Consider the following 13,587-nt stretch of genomic DNA (forward strand, 5'->3'; position numbering starts at 1 on the left):
GGTGAATGATGAACGGTAAGAAATCTTACCTAATCAGCTTCACCGCCCTTTTTTCTAAAAGGGGCTATGAACTGAAAATTGGGTTTGAACAAATTATCAATGCTAACAATCAATATCACCTGACCGCTCCCGTTAACAGTACCTATAAGACATTGATTGAGGATACCATGAAGAACGCAAACAAAGCCCCTCATTCGGCTACCGGATTATTCGGGCGGCTAGGGAGTGCTGAGTACATCACTCAGTATGACGGCTTTGAAGTAGAGACTGTAGTAGCTTCTATCGTATCGTACCTGTCAGGCATCCATAAGTATTTTAACGGCGAAACAGTCACAGACGGAACAACAGATGGACAGCAGGATGCATGTAGTCTTGAGCAGATACTCGAAGCTGAAGGTGCGGCGGTAAGTGAAGGCAGTCGGATAGACAAATTTTCACACCTTGAAGAACTGGCTTCCGGTGATCTTTATGACGTTAAGGTCTCCGTTGCAGAAGGTAATAGGGTTTCCATTTCCCTGTCCAACAAACAAAGTGTAATACACGCGCTCGAATCCACCGTATCCGGTATCTCACAAGACACTCAGATGGGCGGAATTAAATCCGCAGAGAACGGTGTCCGGTTGAATGCTGAAGAAGGACGGGCGGTACTTTCCAACATCGTCCGCAGTATCTTAGATGGGGAGATGGCTTTAACCAGCGTAGCTACCCATGACCCTGACATTAGCGTGGTAGGGGAACTACAGTATACGGAAATAGGTGAGGTTGGGTTTGACAGGGCTGTCAGTGATTCTTATCCATTGGAGTATGCAGTCCTTGTAAGTGAGGGTAGTGAGCAAGGGTATGAACTCGCAGAGATAGCAGTAAAGGGATCTTCTCTGGAAGTTTACGTGCTGATGGATACTCGACAGGAGGGTACTCTTGAGGGCAGGGAGGAAGCAAGACAGCTGGAAGTCAAGGAGGATGCTTTCGTTTCTCGGACAGAGACCGGACATCTGGATATGGTATTTGATGCTCAGACAGGAACACCTGTTTACGCTGAAAAGAGGAATGAAGCAGAACTTACGCTTACCACGGTAGCCGACACATACGGTCGCGGTGAAGCTGAGATGAATGAACACTTACCGGCAGAGACCCTTTACAACGAACCAACCATCTTGAATGAGTATGTGATGGTGGACACGAATAAGGACGTAGACCTTCAGCCTTTTACTGAGGTTCGTACGTACCAGAACGCCGATGCTCAGGAGTTTATTCAGACGGATACAGTTATGCAAGCAAGCCAGCAGGATGACGTAAGAGGTGAGTTGATTCAGCCTGTTTACGATGGTCAAGTGGAAAGGGTCTTGGTACAGGGAGAGAACGTACAGGATGCCGCAATGCAGGAGAGTTTGATGTACGACACTTTAGTCAATACACAGACGGACGAGCAGACCACCGCTGTTACCTACGAGAACGGGCACAGCATCGAATTCTTATCCAGGGCAACCTCTCAGGTGAAGGACGCTAGAATCGAATCTACTCAGTCTGTGGACACAAGTGTCTCAGCAGATATGCAGGAGTTCCTGACCTACGATACAAGGCAGGACAGTGAACTTGAGACGTTCACTAGAGCGGAAAGTTGGGCTAACTCACTGCTCTTGATTGACCGGACGGTGACGGCTGACACAGAGCAAGAGGGCAGGCAGTCACTCGAACTGGAAAGCGGTAAGATTGAGATGGAGTATATGGCGGGCGTTGAAAGTTTAGACCAATCATACTACTTCGATAAGCACATCACCAATTCCTCATTTTCAAGCTCAGATAGTGTCAAGGATGCCACTGAGAGCCTTCTTGTAAATGTAGAGTACACTTCGGACACGGCTAAAGCAGGAAGCCTTACAGACGCTTCTAGCGCTATCGGAGACAACGAAGGTTACCTCAAACTGGTATCCCAAGGAAGTGCCGTACAGGAATACAATGCTGACATTGACGATTTTAGGGATGTTACGTATGTGAGCGGTGACGGAGCTATCCAGCTTATCAGTGACGCAGAAGTTTACGTGGGCGGCGACCCACTGGTTGATAGATTCATAGAAGCTACCGATAAGAGTGACAAAATGGATGCAGAAGTCGAAGAGTGGACGGAAGCTGGCATGTCGAAGCGCACACAGGCAGAGGTAGAATCCCTTTATACGTTCGAGCAGATTCAGGGAGCGATTGCAGAATCGCCTGAAATACTGAAGGCGGTACGACTCATGGAAATTATGTACGGCTCAAAAGCGGTAGATTTGATTGAAGCAGGGATGGAGAACATCATCCAAGATAGCATCACTCAAGGTTTCACACAAGCTGATTTCCCTGCCATTACGCAGACGGTAATCGAGGAGCTGAAACAGGCGGGGGCAGGGGTTATGGTTATTGCTTCCAATCAGGAAGAGGTGCACGTCGAACACAACAAGGGGGCAGACCAGACAGCAGAGTCTCCGACGACCGGACGGTACGTAGTAGAACCGGAGGGAACGATGCCGCAGGGAATTTCAGGTGCTTCCTTATCGGACTTCAAGCAGACTGCAGACATTACTGAAATAAGTAGGGCAATTGCTGAAGCCAACAAGCACATCGGAGTCATTCAAGGACTGGACAAGGCAGAGCAGAAGACCTTCGGTGAAGGTGTTAAGCAGACAGGACTCACTGCGGCAGAGACCGACATTACAAGGGACAGTGTAGTTCACTTACCTGAGACGGCGTTATCTGACCCTACTGCTGAAGGTGTAGGTACAAAGCTTGAGACAGGTTTGGCGGGCATGGGATATGAAGGTGAGGTAGAAAGACCGGACACAGCCAACCAAGTAACAAGTGTAGAGGCAATCAAGCAGGATATGGAGTCCGCCGTACACTCTGACAGCAAGCATGTAAGCTATAAACACAAGACTGAGACAGCGTTATCTAACCCTACTGCTGAAGGTGTAGGTACAAAGCTTGAGATAGGTTTGGCGGGCATGGGGTATGAAGGTGAGCTAGAAAGACCGGACACAGCCAACCAAGTAACAAGTGTAGAGGGTATCAAGCAGGATATGGAGTCCGCCGTACACTCTGACAGCAAGCATGTAAGCTATGAGCACAAGACTGAGACAGCGTTTAATGGTACAGGGGTGTACGGTGTGTGGCACGGCATTAGTTTGGGCGAACAACGGACAGACAGGGATGCAGTGACCCATGAAATCGAAGGCGCTCGAATCAGTGACGGAAACTCACCTACAGCTATTCAGGAGTTGGAGGATGCTTGGCAGAGCGATGTTGCGAAGGAGACTGTTCTTTACGAAGAACACACAGCAATGTTTACGGACAAAGGGTATGAAGCAGTGGAGTCCAAGCTAGAAGGGGCTACCAACGGCAAGTCTAATGACGCATTTGTGGTGGGTTTAGAAGGAGCAACTTCCTTTATATCCGAAGAAGCTGTCGTTCATCAAGGAGAATCAGCCCAATACCATGACGGCTCGACAATGGGCGTTATTCATGAGGGTGAATCGGCTAATATTGATAATAGCAGTAAAGTTGGAACTATCTCGGAAATGGGGATGGCAACAACGACAACCAATGCTGAAGCAGTCACCCATGAGTTGGAGGGAGCGGTAAGCGGTAAGGATACGGGTGCCTTTATTCAGGCAGGAGAACTCGCTGAGCACATCTCACATCAAGACCTTGCAGTCATTGAGGATTTGGAGTCAGGGGTACGGAAGAGGTTGCAACTTGAGACTGATATCCAAGACGACTCCAAAGTAACAAATCACCGTGAGCCTATCGAGACGCATATCAGCGAACCGGAAGAAGCCGCTAGACCTACTAAGGCCATTGAGGTGGGAATTGAAAAACCGGAGAAAGTCGACAGACCTAAGCTTGTTCTTGAGGTCGATATCGAGCAATCAGAAGGTGCAGAACGACCTAAACGTGTAATCGAGACGACAATTGAGAAATCTGAGGGCGGTATTCTCAAGACACCTGAAGAACCGAAGAAACCTCGCATCTGGCTCATTATCGGTAAGATAGCTTCTTGGAGCATCTGGAACTGGAAGAAAACAAGGTAGGTGATAATAATTGGGAATCTATAAGAAGTCGAGTGGCTTAATCTTCGATGACAGGTTCGATAGCGGGAGTATTCATTCCCGCTATACCCTTTCACCTAGTGATGCTGTTTCAATCGACAATGCTTTAGGTCAGGTCATCATGCCGCACACTGAAAGCGACACTTCTATTATGTTCGATGTTCCTGAAGAGCAGACCGTTTTAATGGAAGTGACCGCTGACTACGTGCCGACAGAACTGTTAGATGAAGGCGGTATTATCATCTGGCAGGACGGATACCATCGATTGGAGTTTCTTGAGAGTAAAGACACAACCATTAGGGAGTATAGCCGTTGGCGGGCACTAAAGAAAGCAAATAAGTGGACGTTCTATGCTCATCGCGGTAGTGGGTGGGAGATATTCGATACTGCTCCTATGGTCGCTGAGAAGATGGGTGTCATCCTAAAGAATAGGGAACAAACTAACTTCGACACTCTGAACCTCGATAGGATGGTTGTCTGCAAGAGCGACAAAATTACGATAGGCAACTTACCTACGGGGTACTCAGTTTACCTCTGTGACCCTGACGGCAATTCAGTGGCTTCAGCGGTGGTTGAGCCTAACTGGACAGGCTGTGAGATTGAACTGCCCTTGATGCCCTATAACGGGATTATCAGGGTTTATGATACGCAAGGTACGCTTCTATCAAGTCTCGGCGCATTCGATATCTACGGTGGCGACATTTACCTGTTTGGCACTGAACTAAAGGTTATCTGGAATGGTAAGGAACTTAACAAGGAGACCGACACGTATCTTGGCACGATGTATGAAAATCATATTCTCGTTCAGATGTTACTACAGAACCCTTCCAAGGAGAAACCTGCAAACACCATATCGCTTGGCATTCTAAAGTATATGGAGACGTTCGGGTACGAGTGGGCAGACATTTGCCATGATGACGGGGCAGACACGCCGACAGAGGAGTTCTCGAAGCTTCTAGATATGGGCAGTTTACCACCTCTTGGAGAACGAAAGTTCTGGATGAAAGTTGAGAGGATGGAAGACCGTTTCCAGATTAAACCCCTGCACTTTATTCTGGACATAAACCATACGTAAGGAGGTGAGCGTAAATGGCAGGAACGAAGATGACCCTTCGCCGCTACGGGGGCGGTGAGTTTCAGTATTGGGATGAACAGGAAGTCATCGTAGACGAACAGTACCTTGCGTTAGAGCGTGGGTTGTTCATCTACCTTGACCACGAATACCGGATGGGCACGAAGCAGTTAGACGTGTACTTTAACGGAGCACACTTGCTGGAAAGCGGCGGCTACGAAGAGATTGACCCGACAACTATCCGGTTGGACTTAGGGACGTATGAAGGAGACACACCCTTTGCTGGACTTCCTGTACAACTTCAAGTGGGCGATGAAATCCTTATTCGTACATGGAAGCCTGAATACCGTCAGGGCAACGGGAACATTGATGAACTCAGGTTCTTGACTCTGGAAGAAGAGATACAAAAAGCAAGGCAATACAAGGACGCTGACGCACCTCATTCCAGCCTTGATGATCGTCTCGATTTTATTGAGCGACGGGCAGAAACTAAGACAATGGTATTTGTCCTGAGTCGTGTGTTTGATGGGTTAGCAAAGCTGGTTATGCGTTTCCCTTATGAGGGAGATATCACTGAGGTTTACGCTTCCACGTCACGTGAAGGGGATGCTGACACTGCCTTCCAGATTGAGAAATGTTCTCAGGAGAGTTATGACAGCGCAATCCCTGTATGGGAGACAATCTTCCATAGCAATCTTGTGGTGGATGGGAACGAGCGTTCTAGCAGAACGTCCAATAGACCCTACGCTGTATCCATGCCTCGAATCAACAAGGATGACCATTTCCGCATTAATGTCGTCGAACGGGGCGAAGGTATCGAAGGCGTGACTATAGAACTGCTGGTTCGGCTGAGGTAGTTCCTCAATCTACCAACCTACAGTAAAATATTGGACTACTTGCTTATAATGTACGTGTGGCAAATGATACTAGATTATGAAGAAGAGGTGAAGAACTATGGCAGGAACTAGGGGTATTGCTAGATTTCGTGGTGAGCAGTTGAACAACAAGTTGATGCGAAATAACCACTTTGACGTTAACAACAAAATTAACGAACAATACTTGGACATTGACTACAACGCACATCGCGAGATTCTGGAAGACACTAAGATTGACGTATTCGTTCAGAAGAACGCTGTGGCTGTCGGTGCGGGCGTAAGTTTCGTCGATATCACTGCTGACATTTTGAATACAGTTGTGGCAGTTGATCCAATCACCGAAGGTACTGTGGTTGGCGTGGCAATCGAACTGCGTAAGAATGGAACGCAGGACTTCCCATTCATTGATTCAGACGGAGATAGAGTTTACGGTAAGGTGCGTGAGGATGGAGGGCAGTTCTTCTTGGACTTCTTCAGTGAAGTTTCAGGAGCAGAAGCCGCTTATATCTTCACAGAAGCAGTGATGATTGACTATAAGTACATCACACGAACTAACCTGTCTGTAATCCCTGTTGACGCTATCGTTAGCGGTGGGGCAGGTCTCGTAGCAGATGCAGTCGATGCTGAAGCCTACATGAACCTTCGCCAGTTGATGAAAGACTTGTATGGAGGTGCTGGCACTCTGGACAACGATGGTAACGCCAACCTTGGCACGGCTATCGTAACCCAAATTGCCAACGAAGTACAGGCTCGGACGGACGCTGACACACTTATTCGCAATGACCTAGCTTCTACAGCGGCGGCTAAAGGCGCAAACCTCATCGGTGTCGTAACGGATACTAACTATACTGGCGTAACAGTGCAAACTGTTCTGTCCAATCTGGCTTCCCGACTGAAAGCTACAGAGAACTTAACGGTGGGTATCTCAGACCGTGAAGCTGACTCGGATAACGGTTACTTCCAAGCAGGAGACTTCGACACGGCTGAAGGTCGTATTGTTGACCTTGAAACTGTAGCTGACGCAGAGTTTAAGGCTCAGGCTGACCGCTTGGATAAACTGGAAGGTGAGGATGAAGAAGAAGTTTACGAAGCTGTGAGCGGGGAAACTGAGTACCTTTTTCTGAACGGTCAGGCTAAACCGAAGACTGTACTTCTGTTCATCAACGGTCAAGTTCAAACTCCAAGTATCAACTTCGAGTACCTGACTGAAGCCAACGGTGATATCAAGGGTGTTAACTTTGCCCCTGAGACACTGAAGGTCACTGACGGAATCCCTGACGTTCTGTACATCAAGTACAAACGCCTGTAATAACTAGACCCCAATCAGGGGTCTAGTTATTTGCATCTTAATAGATTAATGAAGCGACCACTACATTAGAGATACTTTACACAGAAGTTGTTAAGGTTTCACCTGCCCAACCTATATTGTCTATAGCTTGACAGGAACGAGTCAAGAACTAAAGCAGTATAAGGGAGGAAATACAATGCCAGCACCAATTGTATCTTGGTACTCTGAAGATAACACGTCCCAAGTAACACAGTGGGACATCGGAACGGTTGACGCAGGTTCTACTTCGCCATCAAAGACTGTACTTATTTGGAATAACCGTGGACAAGCCACTCCGGTTTCGGACATGACGGCTTGCACAATCACTACTAAGGATAGCGCAGGTGGCAACACAGGCGAGTTGGTAACGAACACTTGGATTCAAGTTCGTGTCGATTCTCTTGCTGAGTCCTCATTCACATCCATCGGTGGTACTGTAACGAAAGATATTCGGGCTACTGACCCAACTGTAGGGGCGGGCGTAATCTCGGGTTCAGTTAATGGCGGCGACCATAACACGGATACGAAGAACTTCTCTCAAGTGACACTTCGTGCATATGTACCACCAACGGCCACAGCAGGTCTCGTCAACTTCCTTACACGTGTATCTTACCAGTACGTGTAAGATTTTATTCTCAATGCAATGAGGGGGGAAACGGAAATGTCATTTCAACAATACCACCGCTCCCCTGTAGGTCAAGACTTTATTTGGATGGGCGAGTACATAGACGGTACTCACCTTTCGGAATTTAGCTTCGACACGCAGGTCGAGAATAGCTTCTACGATTTGAACAGAGACCGAATTTCAAGGTTCGGGTTGGTCGGTCATGGTATGAAGCTGTTCTTCGAGAAGGACGGTATATTTAATTTGAACGGCACACCTGTAGAAGTCATCTATCGGGTGGGCGACAAAGACTATCCACTCACTGGTCGATTAGGTCAGTACAAGGATGTAATCACCTATAAGGATGCAGAAGCTACCCTTGTGCTAGGTGGTAATGGAGTACACGGCGGGGCACTGAACCCGACAGTCCAGCAATACAACTTCGGATACAAGTCCACGCTTGAAGCAGACGGAATCACCTTTAACTTCAAGGCAATCTGCTCCGTACCTTACGGAAAACAGATGTTCATGAACTTCCGGTTGGTGGCTGACAAGCAATCGGACGGACAGTTTGTCATTATGCGTAATGGTCATACCGAAGTCAAATTAGAAGCACCTCTTAAAAAGGGCGTAGGTGGAGAAGTCAACTGGATTGTAGGTTAATCAGGTGGCGGCTAACACCCGCCCTTTTTATTATAAATGAGGTGAGATCATGGGTTTGAGAATCGGATACATTGAATTAGTTTCACCCAAGGCAACAGATGTGACAATCAACATACCAGCGGGAACGCAGGGCGTGTATGCAACCGATGTTCTTGTAGGGATTGACCACGTGTACGTCCTTGCAGGTAACATGAACACAGTGGCGCAGTTTAATAAGAACGCTGACGGTTCAATTGGTACTTATATCAGGACGGTAAACTGGTACACGATGGACACTACCATCGCACAGATTTGTGCTAATACGTCCTCTGTTCCTTACGCCTATGCCTTATACATAGAGGGCGGAGTTGAGTATCTAGTTGGGTGGGGAACAGCAAACGCAATCTATAAGTGGGTCATTAACCCCTCTACGGCGGCAATATCGGGTAGAGTGTCTTACAATACTACTCTTGCAATGACTTCTTACGGTCGTGCAGGTTGGGACGGTGGAGAGTTCATCTACTTCGCTCGTATGCCCCGTAACACTTCGCCTAGAACGGCAGACATTTATCGCTGGAATGTAAAGACCCCTGCTGTAGCACCTGTTAAGTTGGTTACCATACCTAACACATATAGCATGGATTCCAGCTACACAGGTAGTGGTTTGCTAGTGAAGGCGAACGTAGTCTATTGGGGTTCGGGGGCGAATCAGTCCAATGGGTTTTTGGTAGGTTTCGACCTGACCACAGGACTTCCGGTAACCCCTTCAGGCACGTCCAATCCGATAATAGCCGCTAACTTACAGTCTATCGGGGTTACTCCGATAGCTACTGAACGGGGAAATATCTCCCTAAGTGCCTTGCATCCAAGCACTGCCTACTACTTCACAACTGCGGTGGCGACTATCAAACATATTGCAGTATCTTCTGAAATGCGTTTTAGGGATAAGGTAGCACCTATAGATACGATTTCAAAACGAGATGTGTCTTTCGGTGGGGTGATTGAGCATGAGACAGGAAGCCAAGTCAGCTATAGAGTTAGGTTAGGCGCTACCGTCCTTAAGGATTGGTCAGGGCTAACGGATACCTTTGTATATATTAGTGAGGTGTTCCCTAACGATATTTTCCCTATCGGTACAAGTAACTTAGTAGTTGAAGCCGTTGACTCGCAAGGGAATACATTCTCGGAATACTCTCTAATCACCAAGACGAACGTAGCCCCTAAGATAACAAATAACTCCACCCTTCGTATTCATAGGGACGACTTCATTCTGAAGGCTTCTCTGACAGACACGGACATGGGGATGATATCCTATAGAGTGCTTGTCGGCGGGGTACAGAGATACCCTGAGACGGGTGATTGGACTGAATATGCTCAAGCACCTTTTGACATAGAAGTACCTATTCCTAATGACCTTTTTGTTGTGGGTAACACCACGGTCAGGTTGGAGATTAAGGATGACTGGTTTACCCCTTCCTCTATAGGGTTGAACATGACAGTAACCAAAGCATCTTATACACCATCACTAGCGGCTTACTCTTTCGACAGGACTACCTTGCATAAAGAGGACTTAACATATACTGCCACATTGGGAGACCAAGACACTGATGACAAGATAGCGTACCGGATACTTATTAACAGCATAGTAGTTATTCCTTGGTCGGTTTACCAATCTGCACCAGTGTACTTGTCGCACACGTTCAAACACTCGGCTTTCAGGATTGGTTCGAACACTTTTACTATTGAGTTCAAAGATGACTTCCACACACCTGCGGTGAATAGCGCAACGGCGACAATAACTAAGACGAACTCAAGCGCAAGTATCGTACTACCTGCGGTGGTTACTCTCCACGGAGAGGACTTGACGTTCAGGTCAACTATTAACGATGCACAAGGCGACCCTGTTCAGTATCGTCTGTATTTGAACAACGTGCAGGTTTACCCTGACAGCGGAGACTGGTCAGAGTTCTTCAAGCCACCTATCGCAGTAGCTAGGATGTTTAGGAACAGTGAGTTAAACATCGGCGCTAACCTTATTAAGATTGAAGCAAGAGATGATTTACAGACCTCCCCATCTTCTTCGACCTATACAGCAACTAAGAATAGTATAGCCCCTGCGGTTACTGTTCCAGATATTAAAGGTTGGGTGGTAAGGGCTACGGTCAGTGATGGAAATGGAGATAAGGTTGGATACCGGATTTCCTACGGCGGGGAGCAACTTTATCCTGCAAGTGGGTACACTGAATTAGCCCCAACACCATTCGAGATTGAGTACGCCATCTCTGCTAACAAGGCAGTCGTTGGAGTATCTAAGGTACTGCTGATTGAGTTGATTGACGAGTACGGGGTTGTCGGCTCTCGAAGCACCTCTGTCGTATTACAGAACGGCGGCTTGGTTCTTTCGCCAGTTCCGTGGGGTTATGTGCAATCTTCCGTCAACGGGTATCTCATTAGGTACAGCAACAATGCCCTCAACAACCTCAGCCGTACCGGAAAGATGACATTGGAGGGGTGGTTCTGTAAGACAGGGCAGGGGGCGAACAATCCACGGGCGATTCCCATATCCAAAGGGGCTACTTACATCGACATAGGGATATCAGGTTTTGTGATGCTGTCGATAGTGATAGGTGGCACACAGAGGACGTTCACCACAAATTACTCTGTCAAGATGAACGTATGGGAGCATTACGCATTCACCTATGACGGTAATGAGATTAGATTCTACGCTAACGGTGAGCACATCCCGCAGACGTGGACTATGTATTATGGGGCACTTACTAACACTTCCGGTATCGACATTGGAAGGTTCTACAGTGGTGGTTACAACTTCGTGGGCGGCATCACAGAAGTTAGGATGTGGGACGTAGCAAGGACGGAAGAGCAGATTAAGGGAAGCCTGTACGACACCTTGTCGGGCACAGAGGAAGGGTTAGTTTTCTACCCTGACCTTGGGACTCCCAATCGTCCGACAGCCACTACGGTAGCAGACCGGACAGGACAAGCCGCAGGAACAATATCAGGTTCTATGCCCTACAGCGATGCCCTGACTCCTACATTCACGGCAGGAGACGGGGGAGTGGTCTCTAACGTGGACTTGGGCAGGGTGGTGGCTACTCAGTCAAGTGAACCTGTTAGAGTTTGCCTGAAAAACTTTAGCGGCTACTGTATCGAGAACATCCGTGTCACTCCTGAGCAGTGGCAGTTAGACCCCGTAAGTGAGGTTGTACAGCTCAGCTACAGCAATGAGCCTTTTATTCCTGAGCCTGAGTTAGTTATTAGCGAGTACGTTGACCACTTACAGTACGCTAAGTTTTGGGTCAGGGTTAACGCAGGGGCAGATGCACTCGGCGGCGGGCTGTGTAAGCTTCACGTGAAAGCAGACATTACGTTTACTTAAGAAGGAGGTGAGATGAATGTCAACTAAGAGTATCATGAACACAGCAGGGAACAGCACTTCCTTTACGTTCCCCCGTATCCCTTCAGCCCGTTCCATTAGATTTTACGGCACGAATAACGTTTACGGGCACGGCGGCACAACCTACGTGGACGTTTTCGATGATGATACGAAGACGTGGGTTAATATTAAAGCACTGACTGGTAACCCGTATCTGATTAGTACGTTCGGTCTGATGACTTTTACCAAGAGGCCTATATCCGGTGTACGGTGGAGAACTACCGACCACTGGCACGGTACACATAGTGCAATAGGGGTTACGGTAGATTATCAAGCGTCAGTTGTCGATAGTGTGCTTATGCCCGTATCCATTCACAAGCAGGACATGAACTTCTCGGCTCGAATGAGCCATGAGGACGGTCTTCAGGCTCAGTGGAGGATTACCGTAAACGGAGTGCAGAAGTACCCTGCCAGCGGCTACACAACGCTTATGAACGTACCTTTTAGTTTCGGTAAAAATCTTCCGCACACGGACTTTGTGATCGGGGCAAATACGGTGGGAATCGAGACACGTGATTCGGGCGGGAACGTAGAGACATTTACCTACACTGTGACCAAGGTCAATGCGACCCCTACGGTCTCTGCCCAATTGTCATCTAAGTTAATCCACGGGCAGGACGTAAAGCTTAATGCTGCTTTCAATGATGCCAACGCAGAGGACACAGTACAGTATAGAGTGCTCCTGAACAATGTGCAAAGATTCCCAAGTTCTGGATTTTCTACTCTCGCAGCCGTACCTGTACCTCTGGCTATCGTATTTAATAACTCCGACCTTATTGTAGGAACTAACACGATTAGGGTAGAGTTCAAGGATGATTGGGGAGCGTTAGGTACGTGGTCAGATACAGTCACAAAGCTAAATGCTGTTCCAACACTGTCAGGTAGCATGTCAGGGCTTACCCTTAATGCTGTCATTAATGACACAGACGGAGATGATGTTCGTTACCGCATACTGATTAACGGGAAGCAAGTGTTCCCTGAAAGTAACTATACTACCTTACTCCATGTTCCTTTAGAGATAAAGTACACGTTGTCGAGTCAGCAAGTTATAATCGGGAGTAATAACTTGATTCGGGTCGAGTACATGGATTCCCTTGGTGGGGTCGGGGCTTGGGAGAAACCCTTTGTCGCTGACTTCGCAGGACTCATGTTCTGTGACGAAGCTGAGACTTATTACTCTACCGACTTGGGAGAAATCCTGAAGTACCTTGACTTCGGTACAATCGTGGCGGGGCAGACAACCAGTGCTGAACGTGTTTTCCTAAAGAACACGCTAGGCTATCCGGTAGAGGAAATCCAGCTTTGGAACACGCAAGGAGAACTCGATGGCGTAAATGCCAAGGCTGAGATAAGCTACTCGACAGCACCGTTTGAAGCTATAGACATGCTAGAGTTCGCTGACCAGCTAAACCACGGAGAGAAGATTCCGTTCTATGTTCGGGTTGTCACGAACAGGTTTGCGTTGCACGGTGGGATGTTTGACGTTTACGTTAAGGCAGACCCCGTATTGTAACGCACCACCTAATAATTA

The 13,587-nt window shown here is 47.7% G+C and carries 8 protein-coding genes; all 8 read left to right on the plus strand.

Annotation, left to right across the window (positions count from 1 at the left end; genetic code table 11):
• The first annotated feature begins 5 nt into the window (after positions 1 to 5).
• A complete protein-coding gene (locus PAHA3_RS10170) occupies positions 6 to 4,064 on the plus strand; it encodes a hypothetical protein (RefSeq protein WP_062834629.1) in 4,059 nt (1,352 codons plus the stop codon).
• A gap of 10 nt (positions 4,065 to 4,074) precedes the next feature.
• The gene (locus PAHA3_RS10175) at positions 4,075 to 5,157 is read left to right on the plus strand and encodes a hypothetical protein (protein ID WP_062834630.1); all 1,083 of its coding nucleotides are present in this window, start codon (positions 4,075 to 4,077) and stop codon (positions 5,155 to 5,157) included.
• Positions 5,158 to 5,171: 14 nt separating this feature from the next.
• Positions 5,172 to 6,011, plus strand: coding sequence for a hypothetical protein (locus PAHA3_RS10180; protein WP_062834631.1), 840 nt, complete (start codon positions 5,172 to 5,174; stop codon positions 6,009 to 6,011).
• Between the two features lie 97 nt (positions 6,012 to 6,108).
• A complete protein-coding gene (locus tag PAHA3_RS10185) occupies positions 6,109 to 7,338 on the plus strand; it encodes a hypothetical protein (RefSeq protein WP_062834632.1) in 1,230 nt (409 codons plus the stop codon).
• Positions 7,339 to 7,513: 175 nt separating this feature from the next.
• Positions 7,514 to 7,981: a hypothetical protein gene (locus tag PAHA3_RS10190; protein WP_062834633.1), complete on the plus strand. Its 468-nt coding sequence runs from the start codon at positions 7,514 to 7,516 to the stop codon at positions 7,979 to 7,981.
• Between the two features lie 36 nt (positions 7,982 to 8,017).
• Entirely contained in the window at positions 8,018 to 8,623 is a 606-nt protein-coding gene (locus PAHA3_RS10195; protein WP_062834634.1) for a hypothetical protein, read from the plus strand.
• Between the two features lie 49 nt (positions 8,624 to 8,672).
• Entirely contained in the window at positions 8,673 to 11,999 is a 3,327-nt protein-coding gene (locus tag PAHA3_RS10200) for a LamG domain-containing protein (RefSeq protein ID WP_062834635.1), read from the plus strand.
• Between the two features lie 16 nt (positions 12,000 to 12,015).
• Positions 12,016 to 13,569 (plus strand): hypothetical protein, encoded by a 1,554-nt coding sequence (locus tag PAHA3_RS10205; protein WP_062834636.1) that lies wholly within the window; start codon positions 12,016 to 12,018, stop codon positions 13,567 to 13,569.
• Positions 13,570 to 13,587: the final 18 nt, after the last annotated feature.

Source organism: Paenibacillus amylolyticus, from assembly GCF_001570725.1.
Lineage (GTDB): Bacteria > Bacillota > Bacilli > Paenibacillales > Paenibacillaceae > Paenibacillus > Paenibacillus amylolyticus_A.

Coding starts and splice junctions, on each gene's coding strand:
- PAHA3_RS10170 (WP_062834629.1), top strand. CDS start 6: ATGATGAACGGTAAGAAATCTTACCTAATCAGCTTCACCGCCCTTTTT.
- PAHA3_RS10180 (WP_062834631.1), top strand. CDS start 5,172: ATGGCAGGAACGAAGATGACCCTTCGCCGCTACGGGGGCGGTGAGTTT.
- PAHA3_RS10185 (WP_062834632.1), top strand. CDS start 6,109: ATGGCAGGAACTAGGGGTATTGCTAGATTTCGTGGTGAGCAGTTGAAC.
- PAHA3_RS10190 (WP_062834633.1), top strand. CDS start 7,514: ATGCCAGCACCAATTGTATCTTGGTACTCTGAAGATAACACGTCCCAA.
- PAHA3_RS10195 (WP_062834634.1), top strand. CDS start 8,018: ATGTCATTTCAACAATACCACCGCTCCCCTGTAGGTCAAGACTTTATT.
- PAHA3_RS10200 (WP_062834635.1), top strand. CDS start 8,673: ATGGGTTTGAGAATCGGATACATTGAATTAGTTTCACCCAAGGCAACA.
- PAHA3_RS10205 (WP_062834636.1), top strand. CDS start 12,016: ATGTCAACTAAGAGTATCATGAACACAGCAGGGAACAGCACTTCCTTT.